Annotated in this window: 19 protein-coding genes; 16 read left to right on the forward strand and 3 right to left on the reverse strand. The window is 30.9% G+C overall.

Annotated features, from left to right (window positions below; genetic code table 11):
* Nucleotides 1–14 precede the first annotated feature (14 nt).
* The 3 genes from N534_RS0111765 (at nucleotide 15) to N534_RS0111780 (ending at nucleotide 2,787) form a co-directional block, all read left to right on the forward strand.
* Entirely contained in the window at nucleotides 15–584 is a 570-nt protein-coding gene (locus N534_RS0111765) for a DUF1566 domain-containing protein (protein ID WP_028892680.1), read from the forward strand.
* Nucleotides 585–665: 81 nt separating this feature from the next.
* The gene (locus N534_RS0111770; protein WP_028892681.1) at nucleotides 666–1,220 is read left to right on the forward strand and encodes an N-acetyltransferase; all 555 of its coding nucleotides are present in this window, start codon (nucleotides 666–668) and stop codon (nucleotides 1,218–1,220) included.
* 550 nt (nucleotides 1,221–1,770) lie between these two features.
* A complete protein-coding gene (locus N534_RS0111780; RefSeq protein ID WP_028892683.1) occupies nucleotides 1,771–2,787 on the forward strand; it encodes a TQO small subunit DoxD in 1,017 nt (338 codons plus the stop codon).
* 81 nt (nucleotides 2,788–2,868) lie between these two features.
* Here N534_RS0111780 and N534_RS0111785 read toward each other — a convergent pair whose 3' ends face one another.
* Nucleotides 2,869–3,093, reverse strand: a complete 225-nt coding sequence (locus N534_RS0111785; RefSeq protein ID WP_028892684.1) for a hypothetical protein — start codon at nucleotides 3,091–3,093, stop codon at nucleotides 2,869–2,871.
* Complete coding sequence (locus N534_RS0111790; RefSeq protein ID WP_028892685.1) at nucleotides 3,080–4,468, reverse strand: MATE family efflux transporter; 1,389 nt, start codon at nucleotides 4,466–4,468, stop codon at nucleotides 3,080–3,082. The genes N534_RS0111785 and N534_RS0111790 overlap by 14 nt, the downstream gene beginning before the upstream one ends.
* 114 nt (nucleotides 4,469–4,582) lie before the next feature.
* Here N534_RS0111790 and tpx point away from each other — a divergent pair, with 114 nt between their 5' ends.
* From tpx to N534_RS0111830, 8 genes are all read left to right on the forward strand, one after another.
* The gene (gene tpx / locus N534_RS0111795) at nucleotides 4,583–5,080 is read left to right on the forward strand and encodes a thiol peroxidase (RefSeq protein WP_028892686.1); all 498 of its coding nucleotides are present in this window, start codon (nucleotides 4,583–4,585) and stop codon (nucleotides 5,078–5,080) included.
* Nucleotides 5,081–5,086: 6 nt separating this feature from the next.
* On the forward strand, nucleotides 5,087–5,467 hold the full coding sequence (locus tag N534_RS0111800; protein WP_028892687.1) for a diacylglycerol kinase family protein: 381 nt from the start codon (nucleotides 5,087–5,089) through the stop codon (nucleotides 5,465–5,467).
* Nucleotides 5,468–5,494: 27 nt separating this feature from the next.
* Nucleotides 5,495–7,939, forward strand: a complete 2,445-nt coding sequence (locus N534_RS0111805; protein ID WP_028892688.1) for a DNA translocase FtsK — start codon at nucleotides 5,495–5,497, stop codon at nucleotides 7,937–7,939.
* Nucleotides 7,940–7,978: 39 nt separating this feature from the next.
* A complete protein-coding gene (locus N534_RS0111810) occupies nucleotides 7,979–8,632 on the forward strand; it encodes an outer membrane lipoprotein carrier protein LolA (protein WP_028892689.1) in 654 nt (217 codons plus the stop codon).
* Between the two features lie 92 nt (nucleotides 8,633–8,724).
* The gene (locus N534_RS0111815) at nucleotides 8,725–10,176 is read left to right on the forward strand and encodes an LptF/LptG family permease (protein ID WP_028892690.1); all 1,452 of its coding nucleotides are present in this window, start codon (nucleotides 8,725–8,727) and stop codon (nucleotides 10,174–10,176) included.
* Nucleotides 10,176–11,318, forward strand: coding sequence for a 3,4-dihydroxy-2-butanone-4-phosphate synthase (gene ribB / locus N534_RS0111820; RefSeq protein ID WP_028892691.1), 1,143 nt, complete (start codon nucleotides 10,176–10,178; stop codon nucleotides 11,316–11,318). The genes N534_RS0111815 and ribB overlap by 1 nt, the downstream gene beginning before the upstream one ends.
* Nucleotides 11,319–11,442: 124 nt before the next feature.
* Nucleotides 11,443–12,600, forward strand: a complete 1,158-nt coding sequence (locus N534_RS0111825) for a site-specific integrase (RefSeq protein WP_038006024.1) — start codon at nucleotides 11,443–11,445, stop codon at nucleotides 12,598–12,600.
* Nucleotides 12,601–12,658: 58 nt separating this feature from the next.
* Nucleotides 12,659–12,859 carry a hypothetical protein gene (locus N534_RS0111830; RefSeq protein ID WP_028892693.1) on the forward strand — a complete coding sequence of 67 codons (201 nt, stop codon included), beginning with the start codon at nucleotides 12,659–12,661 and terminating at the stop codon, nucleotides 12,857–12,859.
* On the opposite strand, the gene N534_RS0111835 is transcribed toward N534_RS0111830, so the two are convergent.
* On the reverse strand, nucleotides 12,845–13,291 hold the full coding sequence (locus N534_RS0111835) for a hypothetical protein (RefSeq protein WP_028892694.1): 447 nt from the start codon (nucleotides 13,289–13,291) through the stop codon (nucleotides 12,845–12,847). The two genes, N534_RS0111830 and N534_RS0111835, sit on opposite strands and share 15 nt — an antisense overlap.
* Nucleotides 13,292–13,562: 271 nt before the next feature.
* Here N534_RS0111835 and N534_RS0111840 point away from each other — a divergent pair, with 271 nt between their 5' ends.
* The 5 genes from N534_RS0111840 (at nucleotide 13,563) to N534_RS0111860 (ending at nucleotide 16,372) form a co-directional block, all read left to right on the forward strand.
* Nucleotides 13,563–14,063, forward strand: coding sequence for a hypothetical protein (locus N534_RS0111840; RefSeq protein ID WP_028892695.1), 501 nt, complete (start codon nucleotides 13,563–13,565; stop codon nucleotides 14,061–14,063).
* 2 nt (nucleotides 14,064–14,065) lie between these two features.
* Nucleotides 14,066–14,473, forward strand: a complete 408-nt coding sequence (locus tag N534_RS0111845; protein ID WP_028892696.1) for a HEPN domain-containing protein — start codon at nucleotides 14,066–14,068, stop codon at nucleotides 14,471–14,473.
* Between the two features lie 155 nt (nucleotides 14,474–14,628).
* Complete coding sequence (locus N534_RS0111850) at nucleotides 14,629–15,138, forward strand: DUF695 domain-containing protein (protein ID WP_028892697.1); 510 nt, start codon at nucleotides 14,629–14,631, stop codon at nucleotides 15,136–15,138.
* Nucleotides 15,139–15,293: 155 nt separating this feature from the next.
* Nucleotides 15,294–15,770 carry a hypothetical protein gene (locus tag N534_RS0111855; protein WP_028892698.1) on the forward strand — a complete coding sequence of 159 codons (477 nt, stop codon included), beginning with the start codon at nucleotides 15,294–15,296 and terminating at the stop codon, nucleotides 15,768–15,770.
* 134 nt (nucleotides 15,771–15,904) lie between these two features.
* Entirely contained in the window at nucleotides 15,905–16,372 is a 468-nt protein-coding gene (locus tag N534_RS0111860) for a hypothetical protein (RefSeq protein ID WP_028892699.1), read from the forward strand.
* The last annotated feature ends 136 nt before the right edge of the window (nucleotides 16,373–16,508 follow it).

Here is a 16,508-nt window from a genome sequence, read left to right on the forward strand (position 1 = left end):
TCAATTAAAAAAACATGAAAAAACTAATTGCTTTTGTACTGTTATTTAACTTACTCTCGTGTACAATTTCAAAAAAAGAGAGCTTTGACAAAACTGAAACTGAAAAAGAAATAATTACGAGTAAACCTAAAAAGATAAATCAAAATCCTATTGACTCTACTTTAATTGTGTTGGACACTACAACAAACTTAATTTGGATGAAAAAAGACTTTAGCTCGATCGAAAAAAGGTTTTTAAGTAATTGGAATGAAATTTTTGAATGGCAACAAAAGATGAACTCTACCAACTATGCGGGGTTCAACGACTGGAGAGTGCCAACTATAAAAGAGTATCGGTCTATTAATAAAAACACAAAAGATCGAGAATATTATAAGAAACATTACATTGAAGTAGATTCCACTTCCTTCTGGGGTAAAGGAGTTTATGCTTTTTGGAGTTCAACAACACCAAATAAAAATACAGCTAGTTACATGAGTTTTAAAAAAGGGTTTGCTGTGTCTGGAAACAGAGAAAAAATTATAACTTACACTAAAGAACATAAAGGGAAATCATTTGGTATGAGTGTTCGATTAGTTAGAAACTAATTCATTTGTTAAAAATTTCCTATTCTTTTGTTTCTTCTCTAGTCTATTATTCTTTATGAATACCTTTGCTAAAAAACTAAGATGATTATTAGAAAAGCTACTCCACAAGACTCTAAAGAAATTGCTATTTATATGATGTTGGCTATGGAAGATATTGTGTACGAGTTCATAGGAGAAAAGTCTACAGAAAAAGCTCTTGATTTCCTAAGGAAATTAATTACCCAAAAAAACAATCAATACTCTTATGAAAACTGCTATGTAATTGAAGATAACAGCAACGTTATTGCTATGGCAAATGTTTATAATGGTGCTAATTTGGAAGATTTAAGACACCCTGTAGCTTCTTTAATAAAAACTATGTTTAACAAATCTTTTCAATGTGAAGATGAAACTCAAAAAGGTGAATTTTACATAGATTGTATTGGTGTAAACCCTAATTATCAAGGTAAAGGACTTGGATCTAAAATGCTTTACTTTTTAATTGATGAATATGTTTACAAACAAAATGAAACGCTAGGACTTCTTGTGGATAAAGATAACCCTAATGCTAAAAAACTCTATTTAAAACTAGGTTTTGACATTGTTGGAGAGAAAACTTTAACAGGAAAAAAAATGGAGCACTTACAAATACAATAACTTTATTAAGAAAACTATAACAAATACTACTTAGTTTATTTTATAAGTTTACAACGTGAGAAAGCTTACTAAAATATCAAATACATCAACTCTATTTCCTATAATAGGGTTGATTTTTTTATTACTATTTTCTCCTTGTAAGGTTAGAAACTTTGTACAAGCAGAACTTAACGTTCCGCAAACAGAGGTTTCTAATAAAAGTCAAACAACATACAACCAAATAAGTTGTTATGATAGTAAAATTACAGATGCTTCATTAATACAAGTAGCATCTTCTATCAAAATTTTACCAGTTTTTCTAACTAGAGCTTTTAACTTCTCTTTTTATTTTATTGAAAGCTTACAGAGTAAACAAACTAATTATCAAAAAAAGAGATTTAGATCATCTTCTATCCCTCTTTATATTTTGTTTAAAAACTTTAAAGTCTCTCTTTAAACCTTCCCTCCCTAACAATTAAAAATAATAATCTACATAATACTATTTTATGTAGTTCATCAGCTATGCTTCAAATTTAAAATAGCATCAGCTTTAATTCCAAAACAAAATATTATGATAAGCAACAATATAAAAAATGATTCAGGGCTTTTGGCGCTGGCAATACGATTAGTTATTGGGTGGACCTACTTCTCTGCCTTTTGGAGAAGAACTATTTTAGCCAACAAACTAGATCCTGAAGTAGCAGGATACATCGGAGAGAAGTTCAACCATTTTCTTCCAAATGCATTAGGTATTAAGCCTCTAATTCAATATTTAGTAGAAAATCCAGACATCCTATGGTTAAATATGGTAATATTTACCATAATTGAAGGTATTGTAGGGCTCTTCATCATTTTTGGTTTATTTACTAGAATAATAAGTATTGGTGTATTCGGTCTTGCTATGGGGATTCTTTTAGGTTCTGGTTGGATAGGTACAACCTGTCTTGATGAGTGGCAAATTGGAGTGCTTGGAATCGCTACTGGTTACGTACTCTTTTTAACAGGAAGCGGTAAATACTCACTAGACAACTACTTTATAAAAAACAACTATTCCTTTACCAAAAAGAAATGGTTTGCATGGTTAGGATCAGGGATTTTACCAATTAAAAACAACATTTTCCCAAGGTTTGTTTTAATAGGATCGTTAGCTATTTTAGGAATGACTTTATTTACCAATCAAGTATTTCATGGTGGTGTTTGGGGAACACTTCATAACAAATCGGTTAAACCTAAATTAGAAATAACAGAAGGAAAAATTAACAACGACACACTTTCTTTTGATGTTTTTAGAACAGAAGGTGTTGATGTATATGGTTCATGGGTTATTGCAATAGAGTTATTAGATCAGAATAACAATAGTATTGTTCAGTATTCGCAAAAAGAATTAGCTTCTTTAGCTAATCAAAGTATATCAAACTATTATGTTGCTAAAATAAAACCCGGTAAACACAGTTTGATTGTTCCTTTAGGAGCCAAAGCAAAAATGACTTTTAGTAATCTAACATTTTCACAGCTTTCTAATGGAACATATACTGTAAAAATAACAGACATTAGTGGTGCTTTTTGGACACACCAAATAACTAAATAAACAAAAAAAGCCATAATGATTGTTTAATCACTATGGCTTTTCTATTTAAAATAGAATCTATTGTAGTGTTCTCAATAAATTTTATTCCAGTCCTTCCATTTCAGCATCATAAAATAATCCTGCAGCTTCAATAAGTCCTTCAAGCTCATTCGCTAAATCTTGTTCATTTTCATCAGATAAATCTTCAAACCACTCTATTTCATCATCTTTTAAATTGATTAAAAAACGAGGATACTCAGTATGTAAAACAAAAATATCTTCTGGATGATTACTATTATCTGCTAATAAAAATTTAGGTAAGTTCATTATGTTTGGTTTTAATCAATTGTAAAGTTAATTTATTAAATCGTATAAAAAGTAAAATTGAAGCGGTAGTTAATCCTGCTAACAATCCTAGCCATATTCCAAAACTACCATACCTTTCTGCTGCTCCAAAATAAAAACTAATAGGAAAACCTACAACCCAATACGATATAAACGTAATTAATGTAGGAATTTTAACGTCTTGTAAACCACGTAAAGCCCCTAACACCATTACTTGTATACTATCACTAATTTGAAAAATAGCTGCTGCAATTAATAAATTAGCTGCAATACTCATTACTTCCATATTATCTACATAGTTTTCAGCATCGCTTAAATCCATATATAAATTTGGTAATGATTTATGAAAAACAAAGAAGAAAGTAGCAAAAATAACGGCTAAAATAGTTCCTAAGAAAAATATAGAAAATGCTATTCTTCTTAACTCTTTATAATCTTGTAACCCTTTCTGATTTCCTACCCTAATCATTGAAGCTACACTTAACCCTGTTGCTACCATAAATGTCATAGAAGATAGGTTCAATGCTATTTGATTTGCTGCTTGCGGATTCTTTCCTAACAATCCACTTAACCAAACAGCTGCAGTAAAAATAGCTACCTCAAAAAACATTTGCATGGCGCTCGGTGTACCTAAACTTATAATTTTTCTCAGCATTAACGTATCTAAAACAAAAAATTTAATATTGGTTACTAAGCGTTTTGAACGTTCTTTTTTACTTAACAGCCACCATAAATAAGTTACCATTACAAATCTTGACAGTAGGGTTCCATAAGCAGCACCTACGATTCCTAACTCAGGAAAACCAAATTTTCCGTAGATTAATAAATAATTCAACAATACATTTAACACATTAGCTATTAATGTTGCATACATAGGGTAACGTGTCATTGACATTCCATCACTAAACTGTTTAAATGCCTGAAAAACAATCATTGGAATTAACGAAAAGGCTACCAAGTCTAAATATGGTATTGCCAACTCAACCACCTCTACAGGTTGTTTCATTAAATACATTAAAGGTTTGGAAAAGAATACTGCTAAAAACAGCATGATTCCCATCATCGTACATAAAAAAAGCCCATGCTTAAAAGCTGATTTTGCTTGATCAAAATTATTTGATGAATCTGCTTCTGCTATTAAAGGGGTTATAGCGGTAGAAAAACCAATACCTAACGACATTGCTATAAACATAAAGCTATTTCCTAATGAAACTGCTGCTAATTCAGCTGTTCCAAGTTGCCCCACCATAATATTATCTATAAAACTTACAAACGTATGTCCTAGCATTCCCAACATTACTGGCGCTGCAAGTTTCAAGTTATATTTAAACTCCGAAGTATATTGTTGTAAATTCAATTTATGTCCTTTTTTCAAGCTGCGAAGATAAGTTTTTTAAGGGTGCTCTAACTTTATCTTCTTCATTTTTTAATTTATTTAACTACCTTTGATTTTTATTAAAACTGGAATAAAATGGCATCAATAACACTAAAAGGAAACCCTATTGAAACAATAGGTAATCTACCTAAAACCGGAACTAAAGCAGTTGATTTTTCATTAGTTGCAACTGATTTATCTGTTAAAAACTTAAGTGATTTTAATGGGCAACGTTTAATTCTTAATATTTTTCCTAGTGTTGATACAGGAACGTGTGCTACCTCAGTAAGAGAATTTAATAAAAAGGCTGCTAACCTAGAAAACACTAAAGTTTTATGTATTTCTAGAGATTTACCTTTCGCACAAGGGCGTTTTTGCGGAGCCGAAGGCATTGAAAATGTAGTTATGCTGTCTGATTTTGCAGCTGGTCGATTTGGTAAAGACTATGGTTTAGAAATTGTCACAGGACCTTTAGCAGGTTTACACTCTCGTTCTGTTATTATTATTGATGAAAATGGAAATATTACTTACACAGAACAAGTAAACGAAACTGTTGATGAGCCTAATTACGAAGCTGCCTTAAAAGCATTGTAATTACCTATGAAGAACCCTAATGACGGCTTTTTAAAAGGACGTATACGTAGTATTAAGTTTGCTGTAAAAGGAATGTGGTTATTAATAACCACTGAAGATAGCATAAAAGCTCAGCTTACATTTGCTATAGTTGCTACTATCTTAGGGTTTTGTTTTCATATTTCTGCTACTGAATGGATGATTCAGTGCTTGGTTATTGGACTTGTTCTAGTTGCAGAAGCTTTAAACACTACTATTGAAGAAGTTGCTGATTTTATACACCCCGATTATCATGAAAAAATAGGTTTTATAAAAGATATAGCTGCTGGTGCTCCTACCTTTGCTGCTATAACTTCATTAATTATCGCGGGTATAATTTACCTTCCTAAAATAATAGCTATATTGTAGCGTTCAATTTATTTCTAACAAAAATACATGGCAAAAAAAAAGACAACTGTTCAAAAAAAACAACCTAAAAAATCTATTTTTAAAAGAATAGGTTCCTTTTTTTCTAATAGACAAAATCAAACTATTCTAGGTTTTTTTCTATTACTGTTTTCTATCTTTTTAACTGTTGCTTTTATCTCTTTTTTCTTTTCGTGGCAAGAAGATCAAAGTACTTTAACCCAGTTTGCAGACAGAACTGTTCAAACTAAAAATTTATTAGGTAAAATAGGTGCTAAACTAAGTAACTTTTTTGTGTATAAAGGTTTTGGTTTAGGTGCTTTTCTTATTCCCATAACCTTATTTTTAACAGGTGCTCGTATTTTATTACAAACAAATTTAAAGCGTATTATCACCTCTTGGAACTGGGGGATTTTAATTATGCTCTGGTTTTCTACTTCACTAGGATTTGTAGAAAAAGAAAATGCTTTACTATCTGGAGTTATCGGTTTTGAATTGAATGAATATTTACAAACATTTTTAGGCAAAACAGGTTTAACTATTTTATTGTTATTCTTTTTTGTTGCTTATTTAATCATCCGTTTTAGTATCACACCTGAAGCGATTAGCGAAAAAGTAAAAAGTCAAAAAGAGAAGAGTAAAGCTATTTTTAATGAAAAAACCACCACAACTCAAGATGACTCTACTATAGTAGAAGAAGACTATTCTGAGACTATAGAACCAAAAACAGATAAATCTAACTTCGAATTATCTGTAGAAAATTTACAACCTACTATTTCAAATTATTCTGATGTAAACAATACAGAAAAAAAAGAAACAGAAGAAATTTCTTTAGACATAAACCAAACAAAAGAACCTACTCTTAAAGTTTCTGAAGAAAGTAAAAACGAAGTTGAAGTTGCTATTGAAAAAATTGCAGAAGAAAAAAGTGTTACCGAAAATTTATCGGATCAACTAATAAAAGATTTTGGAGAATTTGATCCTACTTTAGAGCTAGGAAACTTCAAATTCCCAACCTTTAACTTACTTAAAGAATACAATGAAAGTATTTCGGTTGACCCTAACGAATTAGAAGCTAATAAAAACCAAATTGTAGAAACCTTAAAAAACTACAAAATTGGTATAGCTCAAATTAAAGCTACGGTTGGACCAACAATCACGTTATATGAAATTGTACCAGAAGCTGGTGTTCGTATTTCAAAAATTAAGAATTTAGAAGATGATATTGCCCTTTCACTGTCTGCTTTAGGAATTCGTATTGTTGCCCCAATTCCTGGAAAAGGAACTATTGGTATTGAAGTACCCAACAAGAAAGCAACCACGGTTTCTATGCACTCGGTGATTTCATCAAAAAAATTCCAAGAATCACCAATGCAACTTCCTATTGCTTTAGGAAAAACGATTTCTAACGAAACCTTTATTGTCGATTTAGCTAAAATGCCTCACTTATTAATGGCAGGTGCTACAGGACAAGGTAAATCGGTTGGATTGAATGCTATTCTTACATCACTTTTATACAAAAAGCATCCTGCAGAAGTAAAATTTGTATTGGTCGATCCTAAAAAAGTAGAATTAACATTATTCAACAAAATAGAACGTCATTATTTAGCAAAGCTACCTGATGAATCTGATGCTATTATTACCGACACTACGAAAGTTGTTAATACCCTAAATTCGTTATGTATTGAAATGGACAATCGTTACGATTTACTTAAAGAAGCAATGGTTCGTAACATTAAAGAATACAACACAAAATTCAAAGCTCGTAAATTAAACCCTGAAAACGGACATCGCTTTTTACCTTATATCGTTTTAGTTATTGATGAATTTGCCGATTTAATTATGACTGCGGGTAAAGAAGTTGAAACTCCTATTGCTCGATTAGCTCAATTAGCCCGTGCCATTGGTATTCATTTAATTGTAGCTACACAGCGTCCGTCGGTCAATGTTATTACAGGTATTATCAAAGCCAACTTCCCTTCTAGGATTGCCTTTAGAGTAACTTCAAAAATTGATTCTAGAACGATTTTAGATGCTCCTGGAGCTGATCAATTAATTGGACGAGGAGACTTATTATATTCAGGAGGAAATGACATTACACGTATACAATGTGCCTTTGTTGACACTCCAGAAGTAGAAAAAATCACTGACTTCATAGGTTCTCAACGTGCTTATCCTGAAGCCTATTTATTACCAGAATACGTAGGTGAAGAAGGTGGCACAAATCTTGATATTGATATAGCAGACAGAGATAAATTATTTAATGACGCTGCTGAAATAATTGTAACTGCACAACAAGGTTCGGCATCTTTATTGCAACGTAAATTGAAATTGGGATACAACAGAGCAGGTAGATTAATAGATCAATTAGAAGCTGCTGGTATTGTGGGACCTTTTGAAGGTAGTAAAGCAAGACAAGTTTTAGTAACCGATTTAATTGCTCTAGAGCAATTACTAGAAAACGAAAAGAATTAATAATTATAAACTATTCCGAAAGTGGAAATTAGAAAGACGATGAAAAAAATAGGATTATTATTTATTGGATTATGTATTAGCGTAAGTGCTATGGGACAATCGAAATCTTCTGAAGCAAAAAAATTGCTTGATGAAGTATCTTCTAAAATGGGAGCTTATAAAAACATGGTGATAGGTTTTAACTCATCGCTAGTAAACAAAGCTGCAGGTATTACTAACGACCCACCTATTAGAGGAGAAATAACCTTATCTGGAGAAAAATATAATTTAGACTACTTAGGAAACACTTTTATTTTTGACGGAAAAAAATTAGTTGTAATCAATCAAGACGAAAAAGAAGTAACCATTACCAATGGTAATATTGAAGAAGAAGATGGGTTTATTTATCCTTCTAAGTTATTGACTTTTTACAAGGAAGGTTACAATTACACCATGGGTGCACTAAAAAACAGTAATGGACGCAATGTTCAGTACATTAACTTAACTCCTATTGATAGCAATTCTGATATTGTAAAAGTACAGCTAGGTATTGATGCTAAAACAAAGCACATTTACAAACTTACTCAAATAGGTTCTAACGGTGCTGAAACTACGTTTACTATTACCAAGTTTAAAAGTAACCAACCTATTTCAGAAAAACTTTTTTCTTTTGATAGAACTAAATACACTAAACAAGGTTACTATATCGATTAAAAAATTACACAAAGTTTTGTCAATGATTTGCTATTAAAATCATTAACAAAACTTTTGTGTTTATATGCCACTAACCTACTACCTTTGCATCTGTGAAAACACTAGACAGATATATACTAAAAAGCTTTTTAATACCTTTCTTAGCAACCTTCTTTATCATCTTATTTGTGTTGGTAATGCAGGCATTATGGTTAGTTTTTGACAACCTTGCTGGTAAAGGTATTAGCGTTGAAATAGTCTTAAAATTTTTGTGGTACACTACGCTAATAGTAACTCCACAAGCCTTACCTATTGGAGTATTACTTTCTTCTATTATGACACTAGGTAGTTTATCTGAAAACTACGAGTTTGCTGCAGCAAAATCTGCTGGTGTTTCCTTACAGCGAATGGTACGTCCAATTGTTTTTCTTGCTATTTTTTTAAGTGGAATTAACTTCTTATTTCTCAATTACGTATACCCTTATGCTATGCTTAAACAGCTTAACATGAAGGTTAATATAAAAAAGAAACAACCTGCTATTGCTTTAGTTGCAGGAAGTTTTAATACCGAACTTCCTAACTTTCAAATAAAGTTTAAAGAAAAATACGGAGAAGAAGACAACCTTTTAAAAGAAGTAATGATTTACGATTTATCCTCTAAAAGAGGAAACAATAAAATCATTACAGCCAAAAGAGGAGAAATTCTTTCAGAAGAAGGTAGCCGCTATATGACTTTGATTTTGAAAGATGGTCATTTTTTTGAACACCATATAAAAAATGGTGCTTCTTTTAAAGAACGCGAAAAAATGCCTGCATCCTATGCTAATTTTGATGAATACACTATCAATATTGATATTTCTTCTTTTAGTGATGACGATCTTGAAGAAGAAAAATACAAAACGCAGTACAACATGTTAAGTTTGGCTCAGTTAAAAGATACCTTGCCAACCATGAAACAAAATTATGATGAGTATATTACTAGTAGAGCTAAAAATCTATTTTTAGGTATTGATGTAGAAGACTTATACAAATATCCAGATTCATTAATTAACAAAAAACTTTCAGTAGACATTCTCGATAATTTTGAAATAAAGGAAAAACAAACTATCCTCACTACAGCCACCTCTAAATTAGAGCGCACAATAAACAATAATACAGATTACAAAGAAACCTTAAAAAATAGACGAAAATATTTAAACTTATACGATATTGAATTTTACAATAGGGTCGCATTTTCTTTATCTTGCTTATTACTCTTCTTTATCGGAGCTCCGCTAGGATCTATTATTAGAAAAGGTGGTATGGGATTACCTATGATTTTAGCAATTGCTATTTACGTTTTATACTTTTTCTCCAATACTTTTGGTAGAAATTTAGCAGAAGAAAGCTCACTAACAGCAATTATTGGAGCTTGGTTAAGTGTATTTTTAATGCTACCTTTGGCTATTACTTTAACTATTAGAGCTACTAAAGACAAAGGATTATTCGACATTAATAGTTTTTTAGCCCCAATACGAAACTTTGTAAAAAACATATTCTCTAAAAAAGAGAAAACAACAAAATAATGACAACACAAGCATCAACAAATATTCAATTAAATACAATTGAAGAAGCTATAGAAGACATCAAAAACGGTAAAGTTATTATCGTTGTTGATGATGAAGATCGTGAAAATGAAGGTGACTTTTTAGCAGCGGCTGAAAAAATTACTCCTGAAATGATCAACTTTATGGCAACCCATGGTCGTGGATTAATTTGTACGCCACTTACCGAAACTCGCTGTAAAGAATTAGAACTAGGTATGATGGTTAGTAACAATACCGATCCTATGGAAACTGCTTTTACCGTTTCTGTTGATTTACGCGGAAATGGAGTTACTACTGGTATCTCTGCTTCAGATAGAGCTAAAACTATTGAAGCCTTAATAAATCCAGATACCAAACCTTTTGATTTAGCTAGACCAGGGCATATCTTTCCGCTAAAAGCTAAAAACGGTGGTGTATTGCGTAGAACAGGGCATACCGAAGCAGCTATCGATTTTGCTCGTTTAGCTGGTTTACAGCCCGCCGGAGTTATCGTTGAAATTATGAATGAAGACGGTACAATGGCACGCTTACCTCAACTATTAGAGGTTGCTAAAAAATTCGATTTAAAAATCGTTTCTATTGAAGATTTAGTAGCATATCGTATGGAGCACGATTCTTTAATTGAAAAGAAAGAAGATTTTAATATTCAAACGCGTTTTGGTGATTTCCGCTTACGCGCATACCAACAAACGACTAACAACCAAGTGCATATTGCTTTAACCAAAGGAACTTGGAGTAAAAACGAACCTATTTTAACTCGTGTAAACTCAACTTTAGTTAACAACGATATTTTAGGAACACTTACCAATAATGCTGACAAAAAGCTAGACCAAATGTTTAAGGTTATTAATGATGAAGGTAGAGGTGCTATTTTATTCATTAACCAACAAATGCAAGCATTAAACTTATTAAACAGACTTCGTGTATTGAAAGAAAACCAAGCGAAAGGAGAAATGAAAGCTCCGAATGTGGTAATGGATAACAAAGATTTTGGTATTGGTGCTCAAATTTTACACGATTTACACATTCATAAACTACGCTTAGTTTCTAACACCAAACAAACCAAACGTGTGGGTATGATTGGTTACGGATTAGAAATTGTTGATTACGTAAGTTACTAAATCACAAACAGCATAAAATCAAAAATCCTGAGTTAATTAACTCGGGATTTTTTGTATACTACAAATATAAAACTATATCCTCCACTTTTATTATATTTACTTACGAGTCTAAATTCTTATAAAAATGGAAAACTTGCCTATAATTATATTAGAGCGTAAAACTCACAAAAAAGCTCCTCAGCTTCTAGTTAAATTTAAATACAATGATTCTATAATTAATTTAGTAAGAAAAATTCCAAATGCTAGCTGGAGCTCTTCATTAAAGTCTTGGTATTTTAAAGACACAAAAGAAAATTTAGAATTAGTTTTAAACACTTTTAAAAACATAACAACTATTGATACTAGTAACCTATCAAAAAAAGATACTTTAAGAAGAAATTTAACCGACAACCAAAAGAAGTTACTAAATAGCTTCTATATATATTTAAAAGGCAAGAGATACAGTAAAAGTACTGTAAGAACATATACTTTCTTTGTTGCTGATTTTATAAACTACAATTCTAAGAGAGCTTTAAATCAATTAACCAATAGGGATGTTGAGCTTTTTATTGAAACTGTTTTTATAGAGCGTAACTATTCTATTAGCTCACAAAGACAGTTTATTAGTGCCTTAAAGATATTCATAATCTTTTATCCCCACACAAAAATAAATAACCTAACTTTAGAGAGACCTAAAAAAACAAGAAACCTCCCAAGTGTCTTATCTCAAGAGGAAATTTTAAACATTATAAGTTGTACTCAAAATTTAAAACACAGAGCTGTTATAGCTTTAATTTATTCTTGTGGGTTAAGAATAAGCGAACTAATCAATTTAAAGCTAGCACATTTTCTTCTCGAAAGAAAGCAGCTAATTATTAAAAATGGAAAAGGAAGGAAAGACAGATATGTAAGTTTAGCAGATAGTTTTTATCCACTATTATCTAATTATTATCATTCTTACAAACCAAAAAAATATTTTGTTGAAGGCCGAAAGGGTGAAAGATATAGCGCTCAAAGTGTAAGACATTTTTTAAGAAAAAGTTGCTCTAAAGCTCGAATTAAAAAAACTGTTACACCACACACATTAAGACATAGCTATGCTACTCATCTATTAGAAAATGGTGTAGATATTAGATACATACAATCTTTATTAGGGCACGCAAAACCTGAAACAACTATGATTTACACACATGTTAAAAGAAAGGATTTAATGGAGATTCAAAACCCTTTAGATATTGCTCTACAAAAATTGAACAAAAACAATAAAGACAACAAAAAAGTTTTGTTATCCCGAAATATATAACCAAAATACAATATATTTGATTACATATAACGAGTTGTACGTAAGCTAAACAAAGCGTATGAACACAGAAGAAAAAGAAGAAATTAAATTTGAGAATTTAGTAAAACTAAATCCTAATCAAAGAGATTTTTATACCCTCGCAGAAGGTAGATTAGTTTATGTAAATCATCCTGAAAAAGGAATAGTTTACGCTGATAATATGAATGTATTTATAAATACAATAGAACTAACCGAAGAAGAAAAATCAAGACTCGGCTAATCCTTTTTTAATAGATTTATCCAAGTCCTCTAAATAAACTTTAAATTCTGAATTGCCTAAATATAGTGGATAAACTATGTTACTATTAAAACCATAGTATTTTAAAAAGGCAGTTGTGTGCATTTCAAGTTGACTAAAAGATTCGTTTGACTTATTACTTGAATCGTAATCTTTAAAAAAAGAACGTACTGTTTCAATCATAAAGGATTTATGTTTTTCAAAATCAGCTTCGATAGCTAAATGAATATCATCTACTAAAAACCTATTTAAGTAACCTGTAATTGGATGAAATCTTTCACCGTTGTATGTTAGACTTATCTTATTTACGTGAGAAGGTTTTAGAGAGTCAATGTTATTGGAAAGTGTTTGAGCCAACTCTAAATCTGATTTTTGTTTGTCGGTTAGAGTTTCTAAATTATGAGTGATTGACATATTTAAAAGTTTTTGACTAAATTAACAATCTGAACGGAATAACCAATAAAAAGAACCAAAAAAGCCTATGTACAACACAGTATATAAAAAATAAAGGAGTAGTTTTCTGCCCGAAGTGAAAACACAAACATATACAACAGTTTCAAACCGAAAAGTGAAGTTTCAAAAACCTTTACTTTTCATATACAAACTCGTTGGCGGTAATTATAAAACAAAATCGTTTGGAATAAAATTTGTTTACTATATTTGTAAATAATTGGAATAATTCATTATGGGCGATTCTGTTTTAGATATAAAAAAAGACAATAAGCTTGGTCAATTAAAGGCTATTTTATATTTGTTACAAACAAATTTAGAAGAGTTTAAAGATGAAGTGGATTCGAGTTATGAACTCCTAAAAATAGGAGAAAAAACCTCTTTATCTAAAAAAATAGAACAAAAAATGGATAACCCTATAAAAGATATATTTGAGTTTTCTTCTAAAATAGATAATCAGGTAAACTACATTATTGATAAAGTTGTAAGAGGATTTTTAAAGAAAAATTCAAATATTGTAGAAAAAGCTTTTAAAACTAAAAGCAACCTTGACGATTTACATTACTCTATTGTTTTAAAAGAAGATAATATAGACAACAGAACTAAAATGTTTTCTTTTTTGGACAATTTTGATTTAATGGATATTTCGCAAAAACATCCAATATATTTTCAATTTATACCTAAGCAAATAATTGATAAAATCAATTACAATGAGGAGATAAAATTCGAAAATTAAATATGGATAAGTTTTTAAATCAAGCTTCTCATAATGAGAAGTTTCATCAATGCATTTGCGAAAATTTTTCTGATAAATTTTATGATTGGAAAATCACTACACTCTTTTATATTGCAATTCACTACTTAAAAGCTTTAGCTGCAAAACGAGGAATCGATATTGGACAAACCCATCACGAAATAGAACAAAATGTAAATCCAAAGAAAAACAACGCTTCTATGAGAATAAAACAAGGAGCTTGGATGGAGTACAAAAGTCTTTTAAATTACTCAAGAACATCGAGATATGATGGTATAGTTTCAGACTTTGAAACTTTTGAAATTATAATGGAGAATGATTACAAAATGGCTGTGAAAAATTTAGATAATTTCAAAAAATACATTCAAAAACAAGGCATAGAAGTAAAATAACTACCGCCAACACCGTATAAACGCAATAAGGGAGAAGTTGTTTAGCCCAAAGATAAAGTAAACAGCAAAATTAATCACACAACCGAAAGTACAAGCGTGTCAACTCCTTACTGCGCTTATACAAACACGTTGTGTGTAATGCCGAAAAAAACGAAATGAACAAGAAAATTAAGAAAATATTGACTTTACTGTTTCTGACTTTTTCAGTCGTTTCTTTCAGCCAAAATAATACGATAGAAGAAATGGAATGGTTAACAACCGAAACTGAATACGATGGACTTCCACTCTACTTGCGACTTCCGAATTATCAAAACGTATGGGAATTCAAATCAAAATTCCCTAAACTGATTTGCATTACGCACGAATTTGATAGTGTAAAAGATAACGGTTTACCGACAGCTGAGTACAATGAATCGCTAATTGACTTTGACGGAGAAGTTGTAAATCTATTTGACTCAAATAAAAACGGAATTATTTTTTTAGTAGAAACTTATGGTGGAGCTCGAAACTATTGGTTCTACATAATTGACTCGAAATTCTTTTTCAAAACATTCCATGACTTAAAAGATAAACATTCAGACAAAAAACTTGAATTGGATTATCGAAATGACTCTGACTGGAATTTTATAAAAGATTATCCTGTAAAACTATATGAATCTGAATAAAAAAGCACTACACACAACAATGCATAACCGCAATTACGGCGGATTCGACTACGTCCGAATCCAGCACGAATTGCTAAAACCTGTGCTTAACCCTAACCCTACCAACTAAATACCGTAACTTCGGTTATACCAACCGTTGTACACAAGCTGAAAAAATGATAGTCGGAAATAAAAAATCGTTTGCCGTTGAATTCACTCAATCAGAATCTGACCCAAAAATGGGATTCGGAAAAGTGTGGATACAAAGCGAGTTTTATGGAACAAATGAAGACCTAATCTATTTCCAAGGTTATCTGATTTCATTACTTGAAGAATTAATCAACGTAAATAAAATTGACTTTGAGTCTGATAAACTAACCCAATCGGAATTATTTGAACATTTTGAAAACAAAGAAAACCGAGATGAATATTTAATTCGTGGCTCAACATTTACGGACGATTTTACTGCATACGGATTCGAAAAAAATGGAATAGTTAATTTGATTTGGAAAATGTGGAATGACAAAGATATATTGTTTTCTGACTTAAAAGATTATGGAACGAATATTAAGCTACGTTTTGCAGAAAAGTCAGAAATTGAAAATGTAAAGATTAAATTATTAGAAAAAGCCAGTGTACAACAATGGCTATAAATAATTGCTTGTTCTCGACTACTTCTGAAAATACTCGCGGTTCCGATAGTTATCGGAATTCAGTTTGGTGTGTACTTGCTAAGTTAAGTGCTAAACCACGCAACTATTCATAGCCGAGACCGTTGCCAACAATTATGAAAAACGCACTTCTAATAACATTTCTATTCGGGTTTTTGACCTGTTATTCTCAAAATAAATCCGAACTGATTATTGGAAAGTGGAAGTTTGAAAAAAAAGTTGACTTAAGAACAACCCAAGAAAAAATAGCGGACAAAATTAATGAGCCACAAATCATTGAATCTGACGAAGAATCAGATACATTTTTGACATTTAATAAAACTGACAATTATTATAATGAAAAAGAGTTCGGAAAATGGGAAATCAAAAAAGATTCTTTATTAATTTATCGAAAAGTTTCAAAAGATAAGGAACATCTTGACAAAAAAATAAGAGATAAGTACTTAAAAGACAAATTCCTTATCCTAAAAAAAGACGGAATATACTTTTCTAAGCCATATTCCTTGAAAATAAAATACTTATCGAAAGAAAAGTTAGAGTTTGGGACTGAAAAAAGATTTACGATATGGAAAAGAATAAAATAACTGTTGGCAACACCGTATATAAAAAATTGCTAGTTTTGGCTTAACCAATGTAAGTTGCTTTGTTTGCTAGCTTCTGATTTTCCTTCGGAAAATCCTCGCACACAAACACGCAACTTTTCATATACAAACCCGTTGT

This window comes from Tenacibaculum sp. 47A_GOM-205m, assembly GCF_000518405.1.
Taxonomy (GTDB): domain Bacteria; phylum Bacteroidota; class Bacteroidia; order Flavobacteriales; family Flavobacteriaceae; genus Polaribacter; species Polaribacter lutimaris.

What these genes read in the sequence shown, in the direction of transcription:
- N534_RS0111770 (WP_028892681.1), top strand. Translation starts at nt 666, where the DNA reads ATGATTATTAGAAAAGCTACTCCACAAGACTCTAAAGAAATTGCTATT.
- N534_RS0111780 (WP_028892683.1), top strand. Translation starts at nt 1,771, where the DNA reads ATGATAAGCAACAATATAAAAAATGATTCAGGGCTTTTGGCGCTGGCA.
- tpx (WP_028892686.1), top strand. Translation starts at nt 4,583, where the DNA reads ATGGCATCAATAACACTAAAAGGAAACCCTATTGAAACAATAGGTAAT.
- N534_RS0111805 (WP_028892688.1), top strand. Translation starts at nt 5,495, where the DNA reads ATGGCAAAAAAAAAGACAACTGTTCAAAAAAAACAACCTAAAAAATCT.
- N534_RS0111830 (WP_028892693.1), top strand. Translation starts at nt 12,659, where the DNA reads ATGAACACAGAAGAAAAAGAAGAAATTAAATTTGAGAATTTAGTAAAA.
- N534_RS0111855 (WP_028892698.1), top strand. Translation starts at nt 15,294, where the DNA reads ATGATAGTCGGAAATAAAAAATCGTTTGCCGTTGAATTCACTCAATCA.
- N534_RS0111825 (WP_038006024.1), top strand. Translation starts at nt 11,443, where the DNA reads ATGGAAAACTTGCCTATAATTATATTAGAGCGTAAAACTCACAAAAAA.
- N534_RS0111835 (WP_028892694.1), bottom strand. Translation starts at nt 13,291, where the DNA reads ATGTCAATCACTCATAATTTAGAAACTCTAACCGACAAACAAAAATCA.
- N534_RS0111800 (WP_028892687.1), top strand. Translation starts at nt 5,087, where the DNA reads ATGAAGAACCCTAATGACGGCTTTTTAAAAGGACGTATACGTAGTATT.
- N534_RS0111860 (WP_028892699.1), top strand. Translation starts at nt 15,905, where the DNA reads ATGAAAAACGCACTTCTAATAACATTTCTATTCGGGTTTTTGACCTGT.
- ribB (WP_028892691.1), top strand. Translation starts at nt 10,176, where the DNA reads ATGACAACACAAGCATCAACAAATATTCAATTAAATACAATTGAAGAA.
- N534_RS0111840 (WP_028892695.1), top strand. Translation starts at nt 13,563, where the DNA reads ATGGGCGATTCTGTTTTAGATATAAAAAAAGACAATAAGCTTGGTCAA.
- N534_RS0111785 (WP_028892684.1), bottom strand. Translation starts at nt 3,093, where the DNA reads ATGAACTTACCTAAATTTTTATTAGCAGATAATAGTAATCATCCAGAA.
- N534_RS0111850 (WP_028892697.1), top strand. Translation starts at nt 14,629, where the DNA reads ATGAACAAGAAAATTAAGAAAATATTGACTTTACTGTTTCTGACTTTT.
- N534_RS0111765 (WP_028892680.1), top strand. Translation starts at nt 15, where the DNA reads ATGAAAAAACTAATTGCTTTTGTACTGTTATTTAACTTACTCTCGTGT.
- N534_RS0111845 (WP_028892696.1), top strand. Translation starts at nt 14,066, where the DNA reads ATGGATAAGTTTTTAAATCAAGCTTCTCATAATGAGAAGTTTCATCAA.
- N534_RS0111810 (WP_028892689.1), top strand. Translation starts at nt 7,979, where the DNA reads ATGAAAAAAATAGGATTATTATTTATTGGATTATGTATTAGCGTAAGT.